The organism is Streptomyces sp. HSS9-12, assembly GCF_054963655.1.
Genome location: NZ_JBUEGC010000017.1, coordinates 1 through 23,553, shown reverse-complemented (window position 1 = coordinate 23,553; position 23,553 = coordinate 1). Strand labels below are relative to the sequence as shown.

General features: G+C 69.2%; 22 protein-coding genes and 2 pseudogenes. 12 read left to right on the top strand and 12 right to left on the bottom strand.

Annotated features, from left to right (window positions below; genetic code table 11):
• Positions 1 to 18: 18 nt before the first annotated feature.
• From ACY34J_RS11570 to ACY34J_RS11550, 5 genes are all read left to right on the top strand, one after another.
• Complete coding sequence (locus tag ACY34J_RS11570) at positions 19 to 1,131, top strand: cupin domain-containing protein (RefSeq protein ID WP_462726455.1); 1,113 nt, start codon at positions 19 to 21, stop codon at positions 1,129 to 1,131.
• A gap of 37 nt (positions 1,132 to 1,168) precedes the next feature.
• On the top strand, positions 1,169 to 2,086 hold the full coding sequence (locus ACY34J_RS11565) for a fumarylacetoacetate hydrolase family protein (RefSeq protein ID WP_462726456.1): 918 nt from the start codon (positions 1,169 to 1,171) through the stop codon (positions 2,084 to 2,086).
• Positions 2,083 to 2,868: a maleate cis-trans isomerase family protein gene (locus tag ACY34J_RS11560; protein WP_462726457.1), complete on the top strand. Its 786-nt coding sequence runs from the start codon at positions 2,083 to 2,085 to the stop codon at positions 2,866 to 2,868. The genes ACY34J_RS11565 and ACY34J_RS11560 overlap by 4 nt, the downstream gene beginning before the upstream one ends.
• 135 nt (positions 2,869 to 3,003) lie before the next feature.
• Positions 3,004 to 4,617, top strand: a complete 1,614-nt coding sequence (locus ACY34J_RS11555; protein WP_462726458.1) for an AMP-binding protein — start codon at positions 3,004 to 3,006, stop codon at positions 4,615 to 4,617.
• Positions 4,618 to 4,654: 37 nt separating this feature from the next.
• Entirely contained in the window at positions 4,655 to 5,536 is an 882-nt protein-coding gene (locus ACY34J_RS11550; RefSeq protein ID WP_462726459.1) for a PaaX family transcriptional regulator, read from the top strand.
• A 199-nt stretch (positions 5,537 to 5,735) separates the two neighbouring features.
• On the opposite strand, the gene ACY34J_RS11545 is transcribed toward ACY34J_RS11550, so the two are convergent.
• The 8 genes and pseudogenes from ACY34J_RS11545 to ACY34J_RS11510 all read right to left on the bottom strand — a co-directional run.
• Positions 5,736 to 5,972, bottom strand: a complete 237-nt coding sequence (locus tag ACY34J_RS11545; RefSeq protein ID WP_462761953.1) for a hypothetical protein — start codon at positions 5,970 to 5,972, stop codon at positions 5,736 to 5,738.
• 606 nt (positions 5,973 to 6,578) lie between these two features.
• Complete coding sequence (locus tag ACY34J_RS11540) at positions 6,579 to 7,469, bottom strand: hypothetical protein (RefSeq protein WP_462726461.1); 891 nt, start codon at positions 7,467 to 7,469, stop codon at positions 6,579 to 6,581.
• Between the two features lie 6 nt (positions 7,470 to 7,475).
• A complete protein-coding gene (locus ACY34J_RS11535; protein ID WP_462726462.1) occupies positions 7,476 to 9,053 on the bottom strand; it encodes a WXG100 family type VII secretion target in 1,578 nt (525 codons plus the stop codon).
• Positions 9,054 to 9,112: 59 nt separating this feature from the next.
• Positions 9,113 to 9,514 carry a hypothetical protein gene (locus ACY34J_RS11530; RefSeq protein ID WP_462726480.1) on the bottom strand — a complete coding sequence of 134 codons (402 nt, stop codon included), beginning with the start codon at positions 9,512 to 9,514 and terminating at the stop codon, positions 9,113 to 9,115.
• A 21-nt stretch (positions 9,515 to 9,535) separates the two neighbouring features.
• Positions 9,536 to 9,928 (bottom strand): WXG100 family type VII secretion target, encoded by a 393-nt coding sequence (locus tag ACY34J_RS11525; protein WP_462726463.1) that lies wholly within the window; start codon positions 9,926 to 9,928, stop codon positions 9,536 to 9,538.
• A 358-nt stretch (positions 9,929 to 10,286) separates the two neighbouring features.
• Positions 10,287 to 10,676, bottom strand: coding sequence for a TraR/DksA family transcriptional regulator (locus ACY34J_RS11520; protein ID WP_462726464.1), 390 nt, complete (start codon positions 10,674 to 10,676; stop codon positions 10,287 to 10,289).
• Positions 10,677 to 10,822: 146 nt separating this feature from the next.
• The gene (locus ACY34J_RS11515; RefSeq protein ID WP_462726465.1) at positions 10,823 to 11,620 is read right to left on the bottom strand and encodes a class I SAM-dependent methyltransferase; all 798 of its coding nucleotides are present in this window, start codon (positions 11,618 to 11,620) and stop codon (positions 10,823 to 10,825) included.
• A 392-nt stretch (positions 11,621 to 12,012) separates the two neighbouring features.
• Positions 12,013 to 12,105, bottom strand: a pseudogene (locus tag ACY34J_RS11510) (adenosine kinase); the annotation flags it as partial.
• Between the two features lie 168 nt (positions 12,106 to 12,273).
• On the opposite strand from ACY34J_RS11510, the gene ACY34J_RS11505 reads away from it, so the two are divergent.
• The 5 genes from ACY34J_RS11505 to ACY34J_RS11485 all read left to right on the top strand — a co-directional run bounded on the left by ACY34J_RS11505 (position 12,274) and on the right by ACY34J_RS11485 (position 17,613).
• A complete protein-coding gene (locus ACY34J_RS11505) occupies positions 12,274 to 13,323 on the top strand; it encodes a PP2C family protein-serine/threonine phosphatase (RefSeq protein ID WP_462726481.1) in 1,050 nt (349 codons plus the stop codon).
• Positions 13,324 to 13,560: 237 nt separating this feature from the next.
• A complete protein-coding gene (locus tag ACY34J_RS11500; protein WP_462726466.1) occupies positions 13,561 to 14,466 on the top strand; it encodes a LysR family transcriptional regulator in 906 nt (301 codons plus the stop codon).
• A 118-nt stretch (positions 14,467 to 14,584) separates the two neighbouring features.
• Positions 14,585 to 15,154: a cysteine dioxygenase family protein gene (locus ACY34J_RS11495; RefSeq protein ID WP_462726467.1), complete on the top strand. Its 570-nt coding sequence runs from the start codon at positions 14,585 to 14,587 to the stop codon at positions 15,152 to 15,154.
• Between the two features lie 192 nt (positions 15,155 to 15,346).
• On the top strand, positions 15,347 to 16,738 hold the full coding sequence (locus ACY34J_RS11490) for an FAD/NAD(P)-binding protein (protein WP_462726468.1): 1,392 nt from the start codon (positions 15,347 to 15,349) through the stop codon (positions 16,736 to 16,738).
• Positions 16,739 to 17,004: 266 nt separating this feature from the next.
• Complete coding sequence (locus tag ACY34J_RS11485; RefSeq protein ID WP_462726469.1) at positions 17,005 to 17,613, top strand: hypothetical protein; 609 nt, start codon at positions 17,005 to 17,007, stop codon at positions 17,611 to 17,613.
• 572 nt (positions 17,614 to 18,185) lie between these two features.
• Here the strand turns inward: ACY34J_RS11485 and ACY34J_RS11480 are convergent.
• Positions 18,186 to 18,845: pseudogene (locus tag ACY34J_RS11480) on the bottom strand (MFS transporter); the annotation flags it as partial.
• Between the two features lie 263 nt (positions 18,846 to 19,108).
• Between ACY34J_RS11480 and hsaA the strand changes: the two are divergent.
• On the top strand, positions 19,109 to 20,284 hold the full coding sequence (hsaA, locus tag ACY34J_RS11475) for a 3-hydroxy-9,10-secoandrosta-1,3,5(10)-triene-9,17-dione monooxygenase oxygenase subunit (RefSeq protein ID WP_462726470.1): 1,176 nt from the start codon (positions 19,109 to 19,111) through the stop codon (positions 20,282 to 20,284).
• A 33-nt stretch (positions 20,285 to 20,317) separates the two neighbouring features.
• Here the strand turns inward: hsaA and ACY34J_RS11470 are convergent, their stop codons facing one another.
• The 3 genes from ACY34J_RS11470 to ACY34J_RS11460 form a co-directional block, all read right to left on the bottom strand.
• The gene (locus ACY34J_RS11470; RefSeq protein WP_462726471.1) at positions 20,318 to 20,500 is read right to left on the bottom strand and encodes a hypothetical protein; all 183 of its coding nucleotides are present in this window, start codon (positions 20,498 to 20,500) and stop codon (positions 20,318 to 20,320) included.
• Positions 20,501 to 20,848: 348 nt separating this feature from the next.
• A complete protein-coding gene (locus ACY34J_RS11465; RefSeq protein ID WP_462726472.1) occupies positions 20,849 to 21,265 on the bottom strand; it encodes a YeeE/YedE thiosulfate transporter family protein in 417 nt (138 codons plus the stop codon).
• Positions 21,265 to 21,921, bottom strand: a complete 657-nt coding sequence (locus ACY34J_RS11460; RefSeq protein ID WP_462726473.1) for a YeeE/YedE family protein — start codon at positions 21,919 to 21,921, stop codon at positions 21,265 to 21,267. Before ACY34J_RS11460 ends, ACY34J_RS11465 begins: the two co-directional genes overlap by 1 nt.
• A 1,349-nt stretch (positions 21,922 to 23,270) precedes the next feature.
• Here ACY34J_RS11460 and ACY34J_RS11455 point away from each other — a divergent pair.
• Positions 23,271 to 23,553 (top strand): LLM class flavin-dependent oxidoreductase (locus ACY34J_RS11455; RefSeq protein WP_462726474.1); only part of this gene is annotated, 283 nt, incomplete at its 3' end.

Below are 23,553 nucleotides of genomic sequence, written 5' to 3'. Positions count from 1 at the left end.
GAGGGAGGTCGAGCGGACATGGCGTACAGCGACGACGTGCTGGGCCGGGCCCGGGTCAGCGACACCGCGGATCTGAAGGCGTACTACGACCGGCTCGCCCAGCACGAAGCCGGAGCGCTGTGGACGGTCGCGAACGAGATCGAACCGTGGTACCCGCAGCCCAAGTCGGTTCCGGTGCACTGGTCGTACGAGCAGCTGCGCCCGCTGGTGCTGGAGTCGCTCGACCTGGTCAAGGCCGATGACGCGGGCCGCCGGGTGGTGATGCTGGTCAACCCCGGCCGCAAGGACATCTCGGCCGCCGTCGGCATGCTCTACACCGGGCTGCAGGTGATGGGGCCGGGCGAGTCCATGACCGCGCACCGCCACCAGGCCGCCGCCCTGCGCTTCGTCGTCGAGGGCCAGGGCGCCTGGACGGTCGTCGACGGGCAGAAGCTCAAGGTCGGCCCGCGCGACTTCGCCATCACCCCGAACTGGACCTGGCACGAGCACGGCAACGAGGGCGACGACGGCCCCGTCATCTGGCAGGACGGCCTGGACATCCCGCTGGTCAACGCGCACGACGCGGGCTTCTACGAGGTGCACCCGAACCTCTACCAGGAGCAGGGGAAGGTCGTGAACTCCTCGCTGCTCACTTACGGCGCCGGTGAGCTGCGCCCGTACGGATTCGAGGACGGCTGGACCAAGCCGTACTCCCCGCTGTTCGCCTACCCCTGGGAGCAGGCCTATCCGGCGCTGCTGAACGCCGCCAAGGCCACCGACGGCTCCCCGTACGACGGGATCATCCTCGAGTACAGCAACCCGCTCACCGGCGGATCCGTGATGCCCACCATGGGGGCCCACCTGCAGCTGCTGCGCCCTGGCGAGGCCACCAAGGCGCACCGGCACACCGGGTCGGTCGTCTACAACGTCGCCAAGGGCCGCGGCCACTCGATCATCGCCGGACAGCGCTTCGACTGGCAGGAGGGCGACATCTTCTGCGTGCCCTCCTGGGCCTGGCACGAGCACACCAACGCCAGCGGCAGCGACGACGCCGTCCTGTTCTCCTTCAACGACTTCCCCGTCATGCGCTCCCTCGCCTTCTGGCGCGAGGAGGCCTACGCCGACGGCGACGGCCACCAGCCGGCCGCCTGAACCGCCCCGCACCGAGCACAACCCCCGAGGAGTTCACATGCTGCTGGTCAGCTATACCCGCGACGGCGACGAGGCGCGCCGGCTGGGCGTACAGCACGATGACACCGTCATCGACATCGCCGCACTCGCCGCCGAGTACGACACTGAGATCCCCGGTCTCGGCGCCGCCCCCGCCACCGTGCTGGACCTCGTCCACGCCGGGCCCGAAGCCGTCGCCGCGCTGACCGACCTGCTGGCCCGCCCACTCCCCGAAGCGGCGCAGCGCCCACTGGCCGAGGTGACCCTGAAGGCGCCCTTGCGCCCCGGCAAGATCGTCGGCGTCGGCCTCAACTACACCGAGCACGTCGCCGAGTCGGCCCGTACGCTCGACACCGACAAGGAGCTGCCCCAGCGGCCGGTGCTGTTCAGCAAGCCTGCCACCGCCGTCACCGGCCCAGGCGATCCCATCCTCCACAACGGCGACCTGACCTCCCAGCTCGACTGGGAGTGCGAGCTCGCCGTCGTCATCGGCAAGGCCGCCAAGAAGGTGCGGCCCGAGGACGCGCTCGACCACGTCTTCGGCTACAGCATCGTCAACGACATCAGCGCCCGCGACCAGCGCCGCTCCGGCCAGTGGTTCTATTCCAAGGGACAGGACTCCTACGCGCCCTTCGGCCCCGCCGTTCGCACGGCCGACGACATCCCCGACCCGCACGACCTGGACCTGTCGCTGCGCGTCAACGGCGAGGTGAAGCAGAAGGGCAACACCCGCCACATGCTCTTCCGCATTCCGGAACTGATCGCCGACATCAGCGCCGGCATGATTCTGGAGCCCGGCGACGTCATCGCCACCGGCTCCCCGGCCGGCGTCGGCGCCAGCTTCACCCCGCAGCAGTTCCTCACCCCCGGTGATGTCGTCGAGGCGACCGTCGAATCGATCGGCACCCTGCGCAACCCGGTGGTGGACGCCCGATGAGCGAGCGCCCCAGGGCCTTCCGCATCGGCCAGATCGTGCCGAGCTCCAACGTCACCATGGAGACCGAGATCCCCGCCCTCTTCCGGGCCCGGGAGACCGTCGCCCCCGAGAGGTTCACCTTCCACTCCAGCCGGATGCGGATGAAGCAGGTGCGGAAGGAGGAGCTGGCCGCCATGGACGCCGACTCCACCCGCTGTGCCGCCGAGTTGTCGGACGCTCAGGTCGATGTGCTCGGCTACGCCTGCCTGGTGGCGATCATGAGCATGGGCCACGGCTACCACCGCGCATCCGAGAAGAAACTGACCACGGTGACGCAGGAGAACGGCGCTCCGGCGCCCGTCGTCACCAGTGCGGGCGCGCTGGTCGGCGCGCTGCACACGATGGGCGCCCGCTCGATCACCCTCGTCGCCCCCTACCTCAAGCCGCTCACCCGGACCGTCGTGGAGTACATCCGCAACGAGGGCATCGAGGTCGGCGACTGGACAGCACTGGAGATCCCCGACAACCTGCAGGTCGCCGCGCACGACCCGCGCGAGCTGGCGCCCATCGTCCGCAAGCTGGATCACAGCGACGCGGACGCGATCGTCCTGTCGGCGTGTGTGCAGATGCCGTCGCTGGAATCGGTCGAGGTCGTCGAGCAGGAGCTGGGCAAGCCCGTGCTGTCCGCCTCGATCGCCACCGCCCACCAGATGATGCGCGCCCTCGGGCTGCCGGCCGTCGCCCCGGGCGCGGGACGACTGCTGTCCGGGGCCTACGCCGACGCGCCTTTGCCGTCCGTCTGACCCTCCCCCAGCTACCGCTGGGAGGGCCCATCCAGCCGTAGGTAACGACAACGGGCCGACGCTCCCCCGCACGGCGCCGGCCCGCCCCCTTCATCCCGCGCCCCGGACGTAGTCAGTCAGAAGGGAGGACTGCCCATGCAGCTCTCACCGTCCGCGCACCAGGACACGTACTGCCGTGACCATCTGCCGCCCGCGGCCGAGTGGCCGGAATTCCACTTCGACCTCCCAGAACTCCACTACCCCGAGCGCCTCAACTGCGCCGAAGTGCTCCTGGACGAGACCATCCGCCGCTTCGGCCCCGACCGCCCCTGCCTGCGCACGCCCACCGAGACCTGGACGTACGGCGACCTCCAGCGGCACGCGAACCGGATCGCCCAGGTCCTCACTGAGGACCTGGGGCTGGTGCCAGGCAACCGCGTCCTGCTGCGCGGCCCCAACACCCCGCATCTGGTGGCCTGCTGGGTCGCCGTCATCAAGGCAGGCGGGGTGGTCGTCACCACCGTCCCGCTGCTGCGCGCGGGCGAGCTGACCCCGCTTATCGAGCTGACCCGGCCGACCCTCGCCCTGTGCGACCACCGCTTCAGGGACGAGCTGTGCACAGCGGCGGGTGACGACCTGCCGGTCCTGTGCTACGGCTCGGGCGATGCTGCGGATCTCACTGCCCGGGCCGCCGCCAAAAGCGGCGAGTTCACCGCCGTCGACACCGCCGCCGATGACGTGGTCCTCCTCGGCCCCACCTCCGGCACCACAGGCCGGCCCAAGGCCACCATGCACTTCCACCGCGACGTCCTCGCGAACGCCGACACCTTCTCCCGGCACATCCTGAAGCCCACGCCGGACGACGTGTTCACCGGCACGCCGCCACTCGGCTTCACCTTTGGCCTCGGCGGGCTGGTCGTCTTCCCCCTGCGCGCCGGCGCCTCGACGCTGCTGCTGGAGCGGGCCACACCTGGCGAACTCGCCGACGCGGTCGCCGAGCACGGGGTAACCGTCCTGTTCACCGCACCCACCGCGTACAAGGCGATCCTCGCCGCCGGCCGGGCACCGGACCTCAAAGGCATACGCCGCTGCGTGTCGGCCGGCGAGCACCTCCCGGTCACAGTGTGGGAGGAGTTCGAGCGGGCCACCGGCATCCGCATCATCGACGGCATCGGTGGCACCGAGATGCTGCACATCTTCATCTCCGCCGCCGACGACGACATCCGGCCCGGCGCCACCGGCCGCGTAGTCCCGGGCTTCCGCGCCGCGATCCTGGACTCGGACGGCAACCCGGTACCCGACGGGACGCCGGGCCGGCTCGCCGTCCAGGGGCCGACCGGGTGCCGCTACCTCGGCGACGACCGGCAACGGGTCTTCGTCCAGCACGGCTGGAACATCACCGGCGACACCTACGTCCGCGACGCCGACGGCTACTTCTGGTTCCAGGCCCGCAACGACGACATGATCATCTCCTCCGGGTACAACATCGCGGCCCCGGAGGTCGAGGAGGCCCTGCTCGCCCATCCCGATGTGGCCGAGACCGCGGTCGTCGGCACCCCCGACCCCGAGCGAGGCGCGATCGTCAAGGCGTTCGTGGTGCTCCGGGAAGGCGTCGCGGGCGACGACGCGAAGGCGGCCGAGCTCCAAACCTTCGTCAAGAACACCATCGCCCCATACAAGTACCCGCGGGCCGTGGTCTTCCTCCCCGAACTGCCGAAGACCGCCACCGGCAAGATCCAGCGCTTCCGGCTGCGCATCCAGGAAGGCTGAACAACGCGCCCGCCAGGCTCGTTGCTACGGTGACCGGATGACCAGCGCACGCGCAGCCGCCGGCTCCGGGGAGACGGCGGACCTCCCGATCCGGCCGTCCTCCGCCCCGCCCCGGACATTGATCGTCACCGTGTACGGCCTCTACGCGCGTCGGCACGGCGGCTGGCTGTCCGTAGCCTCGCTGATCGGCCTGCTCGCCGGCCTCGGCGTCGACGAGCAGGCCGTACGCTCGGCCATCCACCGCCTCAAGCGGCGCGGCATCCTCCAGGCCCGCCGGCAGGACGGCATGGCGGGCTACGAACTGTCCGAGGAAGGCCGCACCATCCTGCGCGAGGGCGACGAGCGGATCTTCCGGCGGGAGCGCGCCGCCCTCGCCGACGGCTGGCTGCTCGCGGTCTTCTCCGTGCCCGAGTCCGAACGCAACAAGCGCCACCAGCTGCGCTCCCAGCTCGCCCGGCTCGGATTCGGGACGGTCGCGCCCGGTGTCTGGATCGCACCCGCCCACCTGTACGACGCCACGGCCGCGATGCTGCGGCGCCTGGACCTCACCTCGTACGCGGATCTGCTGCGCTCCGACCACCTCGCCTTCGGCGAGCTGTCGCAGAAGGTGCGGCAGTGGTGGGACTTCGACCAGCTGGAGCCGCTCTACCGCGACTTCATCGACACGCACGGCCCCCTGCGGGAAAGCCTGCTCCGCTCCGGGACCGACGAGCCCAGGGCGTTCGCCGCCTACGTGCGCGCCCTGACCGACTGGCGGCGGCTGACCTACCTCGACCCGGGCCTGCCCGCCGAGCTGCTGGCGGCCGACTGGGTCGGCATCCGCGCCGCCGACCTGTTCTTCGCGCTGCACGAGGAGCTCGAGGAGCCTGCCCGCGCCCATGTCGCGGCGACGCTCGCGGGTCAGCCTGCCGGCGGGTAAGTGCCTCCACATCAACAGGACGCACAGGAGTGGAGCGCTGCACCGATCACGGATGCGGACAGAACGTCGGCCGGATCTCCGCCGGCGACATCGGCCCGCCCACCGTCTCGGCGAGCGACGGGTGGGCCGATGCTGTCCCCGCCGGCCATGTGCCGGTGCGACACGGCGCTCGGCCAGGAGCCGGCACCATAGGGAGCCGCTAAGACGCGGCGACTTCGAAATCGAGAGTGGATGAGCCCTTCGTTCCCCAGTCGGTCGTGACCGCGGCGGTCAGCCGATAACTTCCCGCCTCGTCCAAAGTGTCACCAAAGTTGAACATCGTGATACCTCCAGAACGGCAGGCGCCGTCCTGATCGGTGCTGACCACTTCGGTACCGCGACGCAGAGTCCACTGCACGTAGCAACCCTCGTCCAACTGGCCGGTCGAGTCATACACCTCCGTGTTGGCGCCCGGAGTTGCGCCCAGACGCCATGTGCTCGGCCCGATCTTGCCTCTTTGCCCCATCTCGATGCGGATCGTGAGCGGGCCGGCGTGCTGGGGTGATGGCCTCTCGTATGTCTCCGGCGGAGGCTGTACCGCGACTGGTGAATCCGTAGTCACCGTGGGCTGAGGTCGTGGGGATGACCGGACTGGTTCCGGCGTGTGGACGGTACTCGTCGTCGGTTCGGGGGCAGAGGAGGAACCAGTGGGAGCGGGGAGGGAAGTGCTGGTGGGTCGCGGAACGGCCGCGCTGTCGACCAAGGACCGTAGTGACGGGACGTCAAATAACCATGCCAGGAGGCCGATTAAGCTGGCCAATGCGCTCACGCCCAGCACAACCGGGTGACTGGACAGAAACCGTCGCCAACCGCCCATTCGCGTATCCCTTTGCCGCTCTTGGTAGTGGCCGCCCACAGTAGCCGCTTTCGTCCCAACCCGAGCTCCGCTTGCGATCTCAGCCGACGATCGCGTAGAGCTGACCGGCGCCACTGGCGGGTCATCAGGCTCACCAATGTGATGAAGAATCCTCAGGCTCAGGATTCCTTAGCTGATCAGAGGCGCTCACCGTACGCGGATGGTCAGGACCTTGGTCTCGGAGAACTTCTCGCTCTCCGAGCTCTTCGGGGCCGTCTCGTAGGAGCAGCGGTAGCAGCCGGAGAGCCTTACGGTGGTGGTGCCCTGTGCGGCCGCGACAAACGTGTACCAGTCCTGACGGTTTCCGGCAGGGTCACCTGTCGTCGCGGGTTCTGCTCGCTCCGAGGTCACGAACGACACATCGGGGTCGGTGTTTCCGGCTATGCGCCACTTGATGCCAGGAACATTCGAGTAGCGGTTGGCGACCGCGAATCTCTCACCGCGTTTGACGGTGACAGTTCCCTGGAAGTCCTGGGCGACTTTTCTGCCTTCGACTGTGGTGGGCCCCACAGACCCGGCCGGGCTCTCCGGCCCACCGGGTGCCCTCTTGACCACGTCCACCGCATAGGTCATCGTCCGGCCGCTGCGAGTGTCCTTGAGTACCAAGGTCGATCCGCCCAGCTTCTCGGCATGGAAGACGAAGTACTGCGTACGGATAGCCATGCCTTCCCCGGACTCACCGTCCGGAGTGCCCTCCACCGTCTTCGTCCCTTTGTACCGGAATACGCCCTCTTCCTCGCCGCTGTCGGACACCGACCAATCGGCCGGTGTCCTCTTGTCGAGCCGTACGAAGACGGAGAAGTCCATGCCCACGCGTGGCCGCACGCTGAGTGCCTGGGATGGGTAGTCGATGTCGGTGCCTGGTCCGTGGGGCTTGGGCAACCCATAGTCCGTGGGCATGGGGGCGCAGCAGTTGTCGTGGGATCCGCACGCGGCCGTGGAAAGGGCGATCAGTGCCGTCGAGGCCGTGGCCAGGGCCAGCGCACGTCGACGGGCAAGGGGCTTCATGATGGCGCGCACACACTCAAGGGGCTTCATCGGCTGTCACTTGGGAATGTGGACTTCATACGTATCGGGCAGACGGTTGTCAGATGCTTTGGCCATGCCGCCGTTGACGAAGTCCTCCTCGCTGACCCAGGTGGTCGTGCCCCAGGGGTTGTAGATCTGCAGCATATTGCCCTCCTGGCCAACGATCATCATCGCGTGGGCACTGTCGCTGCCCTTGACGTTGACCGGTACGGGCTTGCCGTCGGCCACGGCCTTCTCGATCTCGGGAAGCGCATCCCGGCGGGAGTCGGCGCTGCCCACGTCCTTGAAATCGTATTCGGCGCCCGTGTGCGGGCTGATCTCCTTGTCGATGATCTCGGACTGGCCGTCTGTGTCCATGCCCTCCGGCTTGCCTGTGCCGAACCAGCCCGAGTATCCGCCGTCTCCCTCGTCGTGGACTCTGTGCTGTTCGGCCACCAGTCGGTCGCGAAACGCCTTGGGGTCGTTCTCCTGGCCGGACTCCCCGCCGGTGAGGCCGAGAGCGTAGACAGGGTCGACGATGGCTCTGGCGGTGACCGTGGAGGACGCCACACAGGTGCCTTCGCTGCCGTCTCCGCCCTGAGTCCAGCCCTGCCCCATGAACCCGGCGTTCTGCGTCGTCGAGTTCGTGGTGTCGCCAGGTGCGACGACAGGGGTGAGATGGGAGCGGAGCCAGTTCTCGTCGTCGCCGTGCGCGTGAATCTTCGCGCGGAACGCCTCGATGTCTTTCATGCCGTGCCCCGCCGCGAGCGCCTTCGTCAGATAGGCGCGCTCTTCCGGCGACTTGGAATCCGCCAGCATCTTGTCGAACGCGGCACGGTCGGCGGGGTTCAGCTTGTTCAGCCGGTCGCTGGAGCGCTCGAGGTCGGTGGCCGTCAGGATTTCGTTCTGCTCGCGAGCCGGGTCCTGCTCGGAGAGTGTTGTGGCGTCGGCCAGCATCAGCTTGTCAACGGCACTCATGCCCTTGGCGTCAACGTGCCCCGAACGGGCCTCGGACGCCAGCTTGTTGAGGTCACGGGCAGCCGCGCGTGCCGCGTCGTCGACTGCGACGGCGGCCGTTTCCATGGCTTTGGCGCCCTCCGTGGCGAAGCTGCGCGCTCTGTTCTTGGCAGCCTCCTCCTCGTCGTTCTCCACCCAGTCGTCGAAGAAGCCGTCCTCGGGGCCGAGGATGCTCAGCGCTTCCCGGAGCTGAGAGCGGCCCTGCTCGTCTTGCCCCTTGGCCGTGGCCACGACCGAGGCGAGCCTGAGCAGGGCGGTAGCACCGCCCCGGAAAGCGACACACATCTGGTCGACCGCGCGACACGCCGCCCCCACCGCGTCTATCGCGGTGAACGCGGTGGTTCCGGCCCAGGCGTTCGGCAGCTGGTCCTGCTCGACCTTGGTGAGACGGCGCTGGACGTCCTCGTCGATGGCGTCGGCGGCCTTTTGGTACTTTTTGGCCGCGTCCTCCATCGCATGGGGGTCGCCCATCGGCGCGTGGACCTCAAGGGCACCCTTGATCTCGGATATGAGGTCGTTCTTGCTGTCGGCACCCTGAATTGCCCTGACGCGCTTGGCCAGTTCGGCCCGTCGCGTCGTCGTGGACTCGCCCGCCATCGCCGCGGCCCCTCCCCGTAGTGTCCCTGTCCGTTACGGCGCTCAGGAGCTGCCCGCTCCTACCCCTGGCCCGGCTCGCCCTGGTGTCGGCTCTCCCAGCGCATGGCCATGATCGCCGCGACGGCCTCCAGCCAGCGGGCCGCGGTGTCGTCGTCGTCCACACCCTGCGCAACCGTCTCGGCCGTGGTGAGCCATTCCCTCACGATGCGCGTGGCTCGCTCTCCCGGCACGGGAACCTCGAGGCCGGCGGCATAGGCGATGCCACCGCTGCGGACGATCTGAGCCAGGAAGGCGACCGCGCGCGGAAGCACCCCCAACCGGTCGAGGACGACCGCCGCGCCGATCGCGCCGTCACCGAAGAGGGCGGTGCGCATGGAGGCTTGGGCCGGCAGGCCGAAGCGGATGAGAGCGGTGATGTCGAGCTCGGCGAGCTCGTCGTCGGTCTTCGTCACAGGCGTCATCATCGTCACCGGGCAGCCGTATCAGCCGAAGGGAGTCGAGGCGGGTGCGGTGGGCGCGGTGGGCCCGGAACGAGCACCGGCAGCAGCGTCGGAGCCGGCCCCTGCCCCGGCCGCTGTTCGCAGGCCGCTGATCGCGTGCCCCTCGGCGGAACGGTAGTTGTTCATGGTGACGCGCAGCTTGTTCGCTATCTCTTCCAGGGCGTCCTGAAGCACCTTGCCCTCCTTGTGCCACGCGTCAACGAAGTTGTCGTAGGCCGGGGCCGCTTCCTCGCCGCCGAACGCGGCGGGAGTGCTGCACTGCGGGGCCGGGAGGCCTCTGAGGATGGTGCCGAGGTCCCGCGCCGCGTTGTCCAACTCCCGCGCGGAATCGTCCCCCTCGCCCTGTTTGATCGAGTAGCCCGCACCCGCTCCCATGTCTGCACCGCCCCCGAAGAGTTCACGCCAGCGCCGACTGATGCTATCGCATTACATACGCCGGGGGGTCCGAGCGGCGGTGGGGCACCTGGGCCAGGAACTCTGTCGCCGCTCGGCCTGGCGGCCACCCCCGCCGGGTCACTCGTTGCCGTCGCTGCGGAGGGAATCGTCCTGAGCGCATGCTTTCATACCTTTGGTATGCCGGACGGTCCCTCGCCCGGAAAAACCCTGGGCGTCGGGGTCCGAGTCGAGCGCCGCGTCGTACGCGGCAGCGCGAATTACTCCCCCTCGCTGCCAACCGCGGATGGGGTCAAGTCCGAGCTCTGCGGTCAAGCCGCGCTACCGTCCCCCGCCCCGGTCAGCGGGGGCGCGCCGCGGCACAGTGCACGCAGGTGCTCGCCGCCGGGCGCACCTCCAGACGTTCTGCCGGGATCTGCTCGCCGCACCCCTCGCACCGCCCGTAGTCCCCTCGCTCCAGCCGTTCCAGCGCACGATCCAGATCGGCCAGGTGGTCGCGCGCCTGTGCCAGCAAGGCGGCGACATGGGCCCGCTCGAAGGCGGTGCTCGACCCCTCCGGGTCGTGCTCGTCGTCGATCGCCACCAGGGCATTGGCCTCGACGATCGCGTCGAAATCACGGCTCAATGCCGCGATCTGCGCGCTCGTGCCGGCACGTTCGGCCGCCAGCCGCTCGCGGACGGACTCACGCTCGATCGAAGGGAAAACGGCATCATGGGACGAATCGCTCACGACTACAACAACATCAGTACCCCGGTTCGCATTCCGCGCCCCGCGCCTTGGGTATCGAAAACCCTGCCCATGGCCTGTGAGGTGCGGGTTCTTGCGAGCGGCCGCCCGTCGGTAAGCAGGAGTGGAGCCGATCGTCCTGAGTAACCCTATGCGGGGCGGCGGCCCCAGCAGGTGACGAGGGGGGCAGTGGTGACGTCCAATTCCTCTTCGCGCAGGTGGGCCAAGTGCTGGTCGATCTCCGCGCCGGTGGCAAGCCCACCCGCTACCAGCTGCTCGCGCAGCTGACGCACGGTCGCGGCTTCCAGTTCCCGGCAAGCCGGCGAAGCGAGGGGAAAGTAGCCCTCGGCTCGGACATTGTGCAGCCCGGCGCCGCGCAGCAGGACAGGCAGGGAGCGGCCGAAGGCGAGGTCCGCACCGCTCTGGGCCAGCAACGTGCGAAACTCGCGGCGGATCCGGTTCGCCAGCTCTTCGGCCGGGCCACGCTCGTCAGGGCAGGCGAGTGGCTGGAGCGCCGGGTCGGCGTCCTCCACCACCAGCCAGCCGCCGGGCCGCACCGCTGCGGCCATCCGGCGCAGCACCTCAGCCCGGTCGGGTAGGTGCACCAGCACCAGTCGCGCGTGCACGAGGTCGAAGCCTCGGGCCGGCGGCTCATCCCGGGCCACGTCGTGACGTCTCACCTCGACCGGGGTGGCGGTCAGGCCGGTCAGCCAGGAGGTGTCGATATCCGTTGCCCATACGTGTCCGGTGGGCCCGACCCGCTCGGCGAGCGCACTGGGCACCGAGAGTCCGCCCGCTCCCACCTCCCAAATGCGCCACCCGGCGGCAAGCCCCAGTCGGTCGAGGTGGTCGAGCGTCCAAGGATCGAAGAGCTCCGCGAAGGCCTCGAAGCGCCGGCCGGCCTCGCGTTGCCGGTTGTCCAGCAGGTATCCCTTCTCCGGTGTCACGCCGCTTATCCTCCCAAACCACTGCCGCCGATCAATGGCTGCCCCCACTCACCCACGAATCTCGTCGTTGAGGCTGATCACACCTTCGCTCACGGCGCCCGGTGCGGCCCGCACCGACCCAACGGGGCGGCTCTGCCGGACGGCGAAGACAAGGCCGCCGCATGCGGCCGACTCGCGGGGCGACTCCGGCTACGGCGGTTGTTCCGCGCTCGGAGAAGTCGTTCCCACTCGACGTTCGTCGAGCGGGCCGGCGATCTGGCCTGACGGCGAACCCGGCTGGGGCGACAGACGGGCGCACGGCGAACTGCTCGCGTTGGGGCCAAGGTGGCCGCCTCCACAGGATGGGAGATCCGCAAAGGGGCAGGGACCCCATGGCGGCGTGACCGGCGTCGGGACGGTGATCGTGGCACGCGCGGCTCGGGGACGTGGACGATCGTGTCCACGCCGGCGCCGCCCAGGACGAGGACGTCGGTCTCGGTGCTCATGGGTCTGGTCGTTCCTCTCGGCTCGGGGAGGTGAGTCAAGCAGTCCGCCGCACCTGCGGCATTTCGATGTCGGCTTCGTATCTATATGCTGACTTTGTGATCAGGTCCGAACGGCTGGGACGCCGTCGTCCTCCCTACAGTCGGTGGGAACCTGCCTTGCTGTCGCCGGTGATCCTGACCGGCCTTATCGCTGGGCTGGCGTTCACCACACCGAGGGAGGTCGCCTTCAGCCGCCTCCTGCCCGCCGCACCTGCCCTGGCCGCTTCCATGTGGCCCGTGCTCCCCACTGTCCTGCTGGGGACGCTCTGCCTTCTGATCATGATCGGCCTCAGCTTCGTCTACACCGACCTGGGGACGGGGTACACATCGGCGGCGATCGCCGCGGTCACCGCGGCGGCCGCGTACGCAAGCCATGTCCGACTCCAGCGGGAGCAGGCTCTCCTCCACGTCCGGCTCGTCGCCGACGCAGCTCAGAGGGTCCTGCTGCGGCCCGTGCCGCGCCGCGTCGGCGGCGTCGAGATCGAGTCGCTGTATCTGGCTGCCCAGGCGCAGGCCCAGATCGGCGGCGACTTCTACGAGGCGGTGGACACCCCGTACGGGGTTCGCCTGCTCATCGGCGACGTGCGCGGCAAGGGCATGTCCGCGGTGGGGAGCGCCTCCACGGTGGTCAACGCCTTCCGGGAAGCCGCGTACGACGAGCCCGACCTGAGAGGAATCGCCCGTCGCCTGGAGGCCAGTATCACCCGCCACAGCGCAGCCGTCCCCGCCGAGGACCTGCCGGAGCGCTTCGCCACCGCCCTTCTCGCCGAGATCCCGGGCAGCGGCGACCTGATCAGGCTCCTCAACTGCGGGCATCCCCCGCCGCTGCTCCTGCACAGCGGGGAGATCCGAGCCCTGGAACCCACCACTCCCTCGCCGCCTCTCAACCTCGCGGCGCTCATCGGGGACCGCTACAGCGTCGACGCCGCAGCCTTCGCCCCCGGCGATCAGCTGCTTCTCTACACCGATGGCGTCAGCGAGGCCCGGAACCACAACGGCGAGTTCTTCCCGCTGCCGGGCTGGATGCGGCAACAGACGCCGGCGCCGCCCCGCGAGCTGCTCGACCGGCTTCACCGCGACCTCCTCCACCACAGCGGCGGAGGACTCGACGACGACGTCGCCGCCCTCGCCGTGCGCTCCGCGGCCCAGGCCGCGAAGAGCACGGGGGGCCGGGCGTAGCTGCCACGAGTGACGGAACTGACCGTAGCTGCGACAAAGTTGACTGCGCCACCATGGTCATCTCTGCTCAGCGGCTGTGCCATCGCGCAGCCGGCGCAGGCGCGGCCGGCCCTCGGAGTATCCGGGCGGGTGCAGGTCCGGCGGCGGCGTCCCGGCCGCCGGGGGATATGCAGCCCCGGTGGCGTGACTGCGCCCCCATGGTGCCGATGAGCCCCAATTTCTGCTTATGCTCCAGGAATGCTGGACTCGCGGCACCTCGCAACATTTCACGAAGTCGTCCGCGCCGGTTCGTACTCGGCGGCCGCGCGGGCACTCGGGTACACCCAGCCGGCGGTCACACAGCAGATGAAGGCTCTCGAACGGACCGTTGGCATACCGCTGTTCACCCGGGCCGGGCGCGGACTGAAGCTGACCGAGGCGGGGGAGGCGCTGTCCCGCCATGCCGAAGTGATCCTCGGCGATCTCGCCACCGCGCGCCAGCAGTTGGACGCACTGGCCAAGCTGCGTTCCGGACGGGTCAGGGTCTGCGCCTTCCCGAGCGCCAACGCCACCCTGGTGCCGGAGGCCATTGCCCGCTTGCTGGTCGACAGCCCAGGCATCCGGGTCGAGCTGCTGGAGGACGAGCCGCCGGCTTCGGTGCGCCGGGTGATGCGTGGGGTGTGCGACATCGCACTGGCCTTCAGCTATCCGGGACTGCAGGCGGAGACCTCGGACGACGTGGTCGAAGTCCCGCTGATGGAAGACCTGCTGACCGTAGTCCTGCCGGTCGGCCATCCGCTGGCACGACGGCACTCGGTGCGGCTGCGCGACCTGTCCGGCGAGCGGTGGATCGCCGGCTGCCCGCGGTGCCGGGCCAACTTCCTGCACGTGTGCGCGGAACAGGGCTTCGCCCCTGACATCGTTTTCACCACCGACGACAACCTCGCGGTGCAGAGCCTGGTCGCGGTCGGCGCGGGAATCGCGCTGATGCCGGCGCTGGTGCTCTCCTTCCTCTGCCACGCCAAGGTGACGGGGCGTGCGGTGGAGCCGCACACGCACCGCAAGGTTTCGGCCTACGTCCTGCGTGAACACCTACGGGTCCCGGCGACCAAGGTGGTGCTGGACGCGCTCACGACGGCGGCCGCCGCACGGAGCGGCTGCTGACAGCGGAGACCCCCGCCGCCCACCAAGCCCCCAGCCGGCCGTATCCATAAGCCGCACTTGGCAGGGGGCGAAAGGATTGTCATTGGACTGACGGGCGAGCCGGGCCGAAGTTGGCCACATGGCATCTCCCACTGCACCCGACGCCGTCGGCATGCGGACGAGCCCGTTACTCGACTGCCTTGCCGCCGAAGTCCGCGAGGTCGTCCAGCGCGGTCTTCCGCCCGAGCCGACCGCGCACCTGGTCGCCGAGCGGCTGGCCCCGTCGCTCGGCGCCTCCGGCCTCCTCACCGCCGAGCAGCGTGCGGGCGACCCCGACCACTATCGGCAGCACGTGCTGCACGCCGAGCCGGACGGCAGCTTCTCGATCGTCGCCCTGGTATGGCTGCCCGGCCAGCAGACCGCGATCCACGACCACGTCTCCTGGTGCGTCACCGGGGTCCACGAGGGCCAGGAGCACGAGCGCCGCTACCGGCTCATGACCGACGGGCGCACCGCACGTCTGATCCCGACCGAGGACGTGGTGAACCCGGCCGGGGTCGTCGCCGCCTTCGCCCCGCCCGGCGACATCCACCGGGTCCGCAACTCCTGTACGACGAAAGCGATCTCGCTCCACATCTACGGTGCTGACATCGCCAGGCTCGGCACCAGCGTCCGCCGGATCTACCAGCCGCCCGAGAACGAGCGGTGAGCGGCCGGAGCCCACGCGCCCGATCGACACCTGGCGCTCCTCACACCTGCGCCCGCCCGTGCGCCCGATCCCGGCCCGCCCCTGAGACCCGGGCGGCTGTGCGGGGCGTCAAGTCCCCGCAGGCATCCCCTGGCTGCCGCAGACCCCCGCGCACGCTTCCTGCGCCCCGACCATAGACAAGGATGGCCCCTGGTGAACCACAGCGCTCGGAACATCGCCGTGGTGGGTGCGGGAGCGGCGGGCACGTTGACGGCGATGCGCCTGCTCCACAACGCGACCGCCGATACCGTCCCGCCCTGCGTCTGGCTCATCGACCCCGGCGCCACCGGCCGCGGACTCGCCTTCGGCACGGACGTGCCCACCCATCTGTTGAACGTCCGGGCCGCGGGCATGAGCGCCCACCCGGACGACCCCGACCACTTCGTCCGCTGGCTCGCCGCCCGCGCGACCGGCCGGGACTTCGTCCCCCGTACCCTCTTCGGCCGCTACCTCGCCGACTGCCTCGAAGCCGCGCGCAAGAGCGCCGGGCCTCCGCACCTGGTACGCATCCACGATCGCGTCACCGGTGTCACCCACCATCCGGACCGGGCCGGTGCGCCGCTCACCCTCACGCTGCGGACCGGAGCCCCCCTCACCGTCGACGCCGCGGTCCTCGCCCTCGGCAACCTCCCGCCCAATCGGACGTGGGCACCGCCGGCGCTGCGTGACTCCCCGATGTTCCTCGCCGACCCCTGGGCCCCCGGCGCCCTCGACGCGGCTCCGGACAACTGCGACATCCTTCTCGTCGGGACCGGGCTGACCATGGTGGACGTGGCGCTCACACTGCGGCGCCCCGGACGTGTGGTCCACGCCGTCTCCCGCCGCGGACTGCTCCCCCGCCCCCACGTGACGGACCCGTCCACCGTACCGGCGGCCCCGCGTCTGGATGCCCGGGCCGGCCTGCCCGCCCTGCGCCGGGCCGTCCTTCGGCACCTCGCCGTCTGCCGCCGCGTGTACGGCGACTGGCGCTCGGGGATCGACAGCCTCCGCCCGGTCACCAGCACCCTGTGGCAACAACTGCCCCCTGCCGACCAGGCCCGTTTCCTCGCCGAGGACCTCCGGCTGTGGGAGGCCCACCGCCACCGCATCCCTCCGGCCAGCGCCGAGGCGCTGGCCGACGCCTGGGGCGCGGGCATGGTCAGCATCGGAAAGGGGAGTGTCGCCGATGCCCGTCCCGCCGAAGGCTCCCTGGACGTGACGCTGGACGACGGCCGCACCGTACGGGTGGGCGCCGTGGTCAACTGCACCGGCTGCCCAACCGATCTCACGCGTGCCGACGACCCCCTGATCACAGGTCTGCTCGCCGCCGGCCTCGCCTCGCCCGCCCCGATCGGCGGCGGCTTCGACACCACGTCTTCCGGCCGACTCCGCCCGGCCCCCGGGCACGCCCCGGCACCGCTGTGGACGCTCGGCTCACTGCGGCGGGGGAACCTTCTGGAGACGACCGCCATCCCCGAAATCCGCTGCCAGGCGGACGATCTGGCCCTGACACTCCTGCGCCGCGAGGACACGGTGCCGGCGGGGATGACGCAACAGCAGCGGTAGCCGCTGACAGATCGCGAGTCTCGCGCCACCGGGGCCCTGCGGGTGCGGGAGGCCTCCGAGAGCACCCCTGGAGCGTCGGTGACCTCCAGCTTGAGGTAATAGGGTGCGCCAGTCGGTGCGTGGCGCCATCGATCTCGCAGGGTACTGCGCATGGCGAGAGCTCTCTCAGTCCTGACTCACTGTCAAGAGCCATAGGCCGCCAAGCACCCCGGCGGTCAAGTGCCAGTGACCTTGTGGCATGCTGCGGCGGGCGAAGGGAGGAGTACATGCGTAAGCGCGTTATTCAGGTGCTGACCTGGGGTTCGGCGGCGGCGCTGGCGATGATGGCAGCGGCTGCATGCGTTCAGCAGAACCCGGCGGCGAAGGACACCTCCGGGAGTGTTTCCGCGTACGCCACGCGAGGTTCGTCCGGGTACGACTCCAAGCTGCAGAAGAGCGACATCCCCTGGAACGACGGTGGTCCCAGCCCGTACAACGCCGAGGTGAATCTCGACGACGGCCGCCGGGTGGCCATGCACTACCGCCAGGGCGAGGGGCTCGTCGAGCAGCATTACAGTCCCCGGGCGAAGGCCTGGACCAGACCGGTAGTCGTCTACCGCACCAAGGTCGACGCCTGCCAGGGAATCGAACTGCGGGCCAAGGCCGAAACGGTCGCGGCGATCGCGGACTTCGGCGGCTACTGCTACGACGGCGAGCCCCCGACAGAGTCGATCGCGGCCGTCGGCACCGGCAGCCTGACGAAGTGGGACATCAACGTCACCAAGGACTTCGACGGCTGGGACCGGGCCTCCATGTCCGATGACGGGCAGCGGGTCGACTTCCGGGCCGACATCACCCTCCACTGGAGCCGGACCGAAGGTTTCGACGGTCAGTAACGTGCCGTCAGGCACGAGCAGTTGTGCTTGGCGCCGGGTGTTCCCCAAACGCTGCCGGACCGCGCCGTCGTGGGCCGTCGAGGCGCACCGGCTGTTCGGGTACCCGACTGTTGCGCTGGGCCGGCTCATCGACTGGACCGCTGAGTGGCTACGGGGCGGGGCCCGGTCCGGTCTGGGACAAGCCGGTTCGAGATCCGGAGGCCCGACGTGGGACTGCTGCGGCCGGTGCTGGAGCCCGCCGCCGAGACGGCCCGCGAGCGCACCGACCGTCCGGTGCTGCTGGTGGCCGGTGCCTGCGGCGAAACCGCTCAGGCGGTCGCGGAGACGGAACTGGCCGCTTCGTACGGCTACTCGGCGGTGTTGCTCAGTCCGGGCGGTCTGGAGCACAGAAGCGAGGAGGAACTGCTCGACCGTGCACGGCGGGAGGTGCGGCGGCCTCGCTCAGGAGCGGGGCCTCTGGGCCCCGGAATTGATCAGCCTCACGGCTTCCTCGCTCGTGGAGACCACCGGCGGGGAGCCCTCCAAAGGCCGCTGCGCCGTCTCCCGCATCGCTGCCACGGCGCCGATGCCCTGAGTCGGCCCACGAAGGGGAGGACGGCCATCATCAGGACCATCGTGCCCACCAGGATCAGCAGGCTCCGCGTCTGCTCGTACTTCAGTTGATCGGTCAGGTACGTGGGCATGTACGACAGCAGCATGTAGTCAGTGACGTTGTACGCCGCGACGAGGGCCACGCACAGGACCAGCTGCCGCCAGTGGTCGACGAAGATCCGTTTGAACTCCTTGCGCGGCCCCGCATCCGGGTTGCCGTGCACCGGCGCCTTGGTGGTCAATCTGGCCTCGAGCTGCTGGAAGGCCGGGGTCTCGTCCAGCCTCAGTCGCAGGTAGAGGCCGATAAGACCCAGCGGGCCCGCGACCAGGAAGGGGACGCGCCAGCCCCAGTCGTTCATCGTGTCCGTGCCCAGCCACGCGGTCAGTGCGGTGACCAGCCCAGACGCGCCCACGTAGCCCGCGAGCGTGCCGAACTCCAGGAAGCTTCCGAAGAACCCGCGTCGCCGGTCCGGCGCGTACTCGGCGATGAACGTCGCCGCGCCACTGTACTCGCCGCCGGTGGAGAAGCCCTGGATCAGGCGGAACAGGACCAGCAGGACGGGCGCCCAGACGCCGATGCTGGCGTAGCTGGGGATGAGGCCGATCGCGAACGTGCCGATGGCCATCATGATCATGGTGACCCGCGCCGGCGTATCCCTGTGCCATCGCCCCTCGGCCTCGCCGTCCCGCACCGACCGGCAGAGACGACTCCGCATGCACCATCGGTCATCACGAAAACGAGTGATGATTCGCCTATCAGGTCTACGCGATGGTGGTGTCCGAAACGACATCCGGGAAGCCGTACAGCGTGGCCGGCGAAGGCCATCGGCCTGCAGCGCAACACCCGCGGTCCTGCCTTCCCTGCGGACTTCGCAGGACAACCTTGCGAACGAAAGGCACTGACGTGACCGAGCATTTTGTCCTCGCCGCGGTGCGCGCCCTGGCCCCGTCCGTGCGCGAGCGCGCCGCCGAAGCCGAGAGCCTTCGCCGGTTGCCTGATGCCACCGTCAAGGAGCTGGCCGCGGCGGGCGTATTTCGTCTCCTGCAGCCAAAGGCGTACGGCGGGCTCTCCGCCGACCCCGCCGTCTTCTACGAGACGCTGCGTGAGCTGAGCCGCGCCTGCGGCTCGACCGGCTGGGTCAGCGGAGTCTTCGGCGTCAACAACTGGATCGTGGCCCAGTACGACCGACGGGCCCAGCAGGAGGTCTGGGGCGCCGATGAAAGCGTCCGGATCGGCTCCTCCCTGGCACCGGTGGGCCAGATCACCCCGGTATCCGAAGGCTTCCGCGTCTCCGGGCGCTGGAGCTTCGCGTCGGGCTGCGACCACGCGCAGTGGATGCTGCTCGGCGGGATCGTCCGCGACGCCGGCACCAAGCCGGGCGAGATGCACCTCTTCCTGCTGCCCCAGGCCGACTACACCGTCGACCCGGCCTGGGACACGGTCGGTCTGCGCGGCACGGGCAGCAACGACATCGTCGTACGGGACGTCTTCGTCCCCGAGCACCGCACCATCCCCCTGCGGGAGTTGAGCGCGTGCATGCGCCCCCGCCACTCGGCCCATGAGGAGCCGCTCTACCGGCTCCCCATGGGGCCCGTACTGACCACGTCGATCTCCGCACCCATCGTCGGCATGGCCGAGGCGGCGTACCAGGGCTATCTGGCCGCGACCCGTGACCGGATCCGCGGCGCGGGCGGGACCCGGGTGGCCGAGGATCCCCACACCCACGTCCGCATCGGCCGTGCGGCCAGCGAGATCGACGCTGCCTGGCTCCAGCTCACCCGCAACATCGCCGACCTCTACGACTGCGCGCGGCGCGGCGAGGAGCCCGCACTGGCCCTGCGCACCCGCCTGCGCCGCGACCAGGTCCGCGCCACCGAACGCGCGGTGTACGCGGTCGACCTCCTGATGGAGAACGCGGGCGGCGGCGCCATGCGGACCGGCGACAACGTCGCGCAGCGCGCCTGGCGCGACGTGCACACCGGCCGTGGCCACATCTCCAACGACCCCGAGCGCTCCCTGGCGCTCTTCGCCCGCGACGCCCTCGGCTTCGACGTCCACGACCAGGACCCCATGCTGTGAGGACCACTCAACGATCCCGGTGCCAGGAATTTCTCAGTTCTTGGCGTTGCAGACGTCGGTGCCGAAGCGCGGGAGACCGGGGCTGTCCGCGTAGCCCTGGTGCGGCACAGCGAAACAGTGGTTGTAGGCGGTGCTGCTGAAAGTGCTGGGCGCGACGTACTTCGCGAGCACGAGCGCGCCGACCCGGCTGCCGCCGGGGCCACTGATGCCGGGCATTGGTGTGTTCGGGCCCGGGCCCTCACCGCAGCACGCGCTCGAGTCCTGCTGGGGCCGTCCGAATCGTCGTGGGCGAATTCTCACGCGGCTTCCATCCATGGTGACGGGCCATCTCCTGCCCTGGCCTTCATTTCGGCTTCGAGAAGAATGAAAAGCTTTTCCGGTCGTTGTCGATGGGCAACATCCATCGACATCAGGGCACAAGAGCCATGCCACACGCCAAATTCCGGTGCCTCGTTCGACGCAGACGGCATCGAACATCGAACTCCACGGCTTCCGCGTACGGGACCCGAACGGGCCCGACCCCACAGCCCTTCCCTCTGCCCTGGGCCGCCTGATCGGTTTTGGTCACAGCCCGCAGGAGCCGCGGTCGAGTTGGAAGTACCGGGCGTTGGCCCAGCGGCACAGCCGCATACCGACGGCGACGCCGGCGATCGAGACCACGGCGGGGAGGTACCCGCTGGCGACCTGGATGATCGGGATTGCCGGGCATCCACCTGAGATCGCCCAGCCGGTTCCGAACAACACCGCGCCGGGGATCACGCCGGCGTGGATGCGCCCCGGGGTGCGGCGGACCCGCAGCAGAGCGAACACGCACACGATGATCACGACGGCGCCGGCGAAGGCGAGGAACATGCGCAGGTCCTGGAAGGTGAACATGCGGTTCAGTTCGGCGTAGTCGCCGAAGCCGATGTTGGTGACGGTGTAGCCGAGGGCCAGTCCGGTGATGATGTTGGCCAGCAGAACTGCGCCTCGGGTACGCATCAGATCACCTTCCACAGGAGGAACGACACCGCGACGGCGGTGCCGAAGAACACGGCGGTCGCGACGATGCTGACCGGGCGTAGCCGGCCGCAGCCGCTGAGTCCGTGGCCGGAGCTGCACCCGCCGGCCAGTCGAGTACCAAAGCCGACGAGTACGCCTCCCACGAACAACACAGCGATCATGGTGGTCGGATTGGCGGTGACCAGGTTCCGAAAACCCGGGCCCATATCGAAGCGGAGCTGGAACCGCCCGGAAGTGACCGCGGCGATCCATCCGCCGAGGAAAATCGACACCAACAGGGCGGCTTGGGTGACCAGCGGGGCCGGGCGCAGGGCCGTGACCGAGGGACTCTCACCCGCCGTCGGCTCGACGTCCGGGTCCCGCGGCTTCGTCTCCCCATGCGGAACCTGCGGCGAGGTGGGCGCGCCGGGGCCGGTTCCGAAGTGCTCGGCGGTGGCTGCGGCGAGCGCGTCGACGAGAGCACGATCGTCGGTGAACTCCTCCTCCATCCGCTCGAGGTGGCGTTCGCGGCGCCAGTGCAACACGCGATCCCACGCAGACGACACCCCCAGAGACCGATCGGTGGCGACGGTGTAGGCGATGGTGACCAGAGCGAGCCCGATTGCGCCCGCCCACCAGGGCCAGTAGGTACTCATGCGGGGCCTCCCATCCAATCGACGAGCCGAGCCCACCAGCCGCGCTTCGAGCTGGGCACGTGCCGTGTGCCTTGAGCGATGCGGTCTGGTGGCCGGGCAATCCGTGTGGGTGGTGACGGCTCGTCATGCCGACCTGGTGCCGACGGAGTTGGTGGTGCGAACTGGGCCGTGGCTTCCGGTGCCTCGGTTCCAGGTCCTGACGGCTCAGGCGGTCGGGCCGGTGCCGGTTGGGACCAAGATGCGGTCTCCGGTGCCCACGGATTGGGCCGTGACGGCGGGACCTGCCGGGGTGCCTGCCTTGGATTGGCGGCACTGGACCGGTTCTCGTCGGTCGCGTGTCTGAGGTGGTGCGCCTCGTGTCCGTTGGGCAGCAGGCTGATTGGCACGCGCTCGCCGGTGAGTGACAACTGGTAGCGCGCACAGTCGCGCCAGCCATCCTCGCTGTCGCAGTAGTAGTCGCGCCAACGCTGCAAGCTCGCGCTGAGCAGGGGGAAAAGGGGACATTCTCCAGCGTGCAAGCAGCCCACGTAGTTCCCTTCTGACCGCGCGCCCGTCCGGGGTAGGCGGTTGCGGTTCTCGGTTCTTGTCCTCGCCGCGCCCCGGTCGACGATCTCAAAGGCGTCGTGGATTGTAGGCACAGCGCCATGCTGTGACTACCAGTCAGTGCATTCATGTGTGATGGAATCACTGTTTGGGTGCTTCGAGCAACCTCTGGTTGTCCTTATCGGACAACAGGACGGTTGATGTCACATAGAGAGATACGCAGCACGACGGATATGCCCGCATATCCACGCCGCTCACGTCCGCACGTTCGCCAGTCGACAGCAGATTCGATAATAATTCGAACCTCATGCTGGCGGCCTCGGCTGGTGTGAGTCAGTTGGCTGTGGCGAGGACGCGAATATTTGAGTTCGCATTCAAAGACGCTGAGCATCAGGATCGGTCACGACGGTGATGCCTGCGAAGGCAGAGCAAGCGCAGCGACACAATTCGAGATCGCTCCCTGCTCGTGCTGCTCCGCTCATCACCGCTGTGCCCGAACCCACCCCGCCGAGGCCCGTCGCGGCGGCGCAGCAGACCGAAGAATCAACACGGACGCCGAACCATCTCCCACCGCCCCCTATCATCGCTGACCGATCCACAAATCCGCAGGCAGGCGGAACGAGGCCGACGGACGGAAGCAGGGCGGGCGACGGAATACCGAGGGAGGCAGGCGGACGCGTGAACAGCTCGTCGTGGACGCTTCTTGTCCGTGATCTGGGCCCCGATACCGGCGCGGGTGCCGGCGACGACGCATGGCGCGGCCGCGACGGAATGCTGTCGCGGCGTTCGCTGTCTACGCTGAAGGTATGGAACTAGGCGTCAATGTTCCGAATTTCGGGCCTGGCACCAATCCGGACGTGCTCCTGCGGTGGGCACAGACAGTGGAAGGCCTCGGCTTCGAGCTTCTGATGGTGTCGGATCATGTCGCGGTGACATCCGATGTCGCCGAGCAGTACCCGGCGCCGTTCTACGAACCCTTCACCACCCTCTCCTATCTGGCCGGAGTCACCCGTCGGGTCCGGCTGGGCACCACCGTGCTCATCGCCCCGTACCGGCATCCGCTGCTCGTCGCCCGCATGGCCGCCAACC

Bases quoted from the DNA above. Each gene is read 5' to 3' on its own strand.
- ACY34J_RS11570 (WP_462726455.1), top strand. From the start codon at position 19: ATGGCGTACAGCGACGACGTGCTGGGCCGGGCCCGGGTCAGCGACACC.
- ACY34J_RS11565 (WP_462726456.1), top strand. From the start codon at position 1,169: ATGCTGCTGGTCAGCTATACCCGCGACGGCGACGAGGCGCGCCGGCTG.
- ACY34J_RS11560 (WP_462726457.1), top strand. From the start codon at position 2,083: ATGAGCGAGCGCCCCAGGGCCTTCCGCATCGGCCAGATCGTGCCGAGC.
- ACY34J_RS11555 (WP_462726458.1), top strand. From the start codon at position 3,004: ATGCAGCTCTCACCGTCCGCGCACCAGGACACGTACTGCCGTGACCAT.
- ACY34J_RS11550 (WP_462726459.1), top strand. From the start codon at position 4,655: ATGACCAGCGCACGCGCAGCCGCCGGCTCCGGGGAGACGGCGGACCTC.
- ACY34J_RS11540 (WP_462726461.1), bottom strand. From the start codon at position 7,469: ATGAAGCCCCTTGAGTGTGTGCGCGCCATCATGAAGCCCCTTGCCCGT.
- ACY34J_RS11535 (WP_462726462.1), bottom strand. From the start codon at position 9,053: ATGGCGGGCGAGTCCACGACGACGCGACGGGCCGAACTGGCCAAGCGC.
- ACY34J_RS11530 (WP_462726480.1), bottom strand. From the start codon at position 9,514: ATGACGCCTGTGACGAAGACCGACGACGAGCTCGCCGAGCTCGACATC.
- ACY34J_RS11525 (WP_462726463.1), bottom strand. From the start codon at position 9,928: ATGGGAGCGGGTGCGGGCTACTCGATCAAACAGGGCGAGGGGGACGAT.
- ACY34J_RS11500 (WP_462726466.1), top strand. From the start codon at position 13,561: ATGCTGGACTCGCGGCACCTCGCAACATTTCACGAAGTCGTCCGCGCC.
- ACY34J_RS11495 (WP_462726467.1), top strand. From the start codon at position 14,585: ATGGCATCTCCCACTGCACCCGACGCCGTCGGCATGCGGACGAGCCCG.
- ACY34J_RS11485 (WP_462726469.1), top strand. From the start codon at position 17,005: ATGCGTAAGCGCGTTATTCAGGTGCTGACCTGGGGTTCGGCGGCGGCG.
- ACY34J_RS11470 (WP_462726471.1), bottom strand. From the start codon at position 20,500: ATGCCCGGCATCAGTGGCCCCGGCGGCAGCCGGGTCGGCGCGCTCGTG.
- ACY34J_RS11465 (WP_462726472.1), bottom strand. From the start codon at position 21,265: ATGCGTACCCGAGGCGCAGTTCTGCTGGCCAACATCATCACCGGACTG.
- ACY34J_RS11460 (WP_462726473.1), bottom strand. From the start codon at position 21,921: ATGAGTACCTACTGGCCCTGGTGGGCGGGCGCAATCGGGCTCGCTCTG.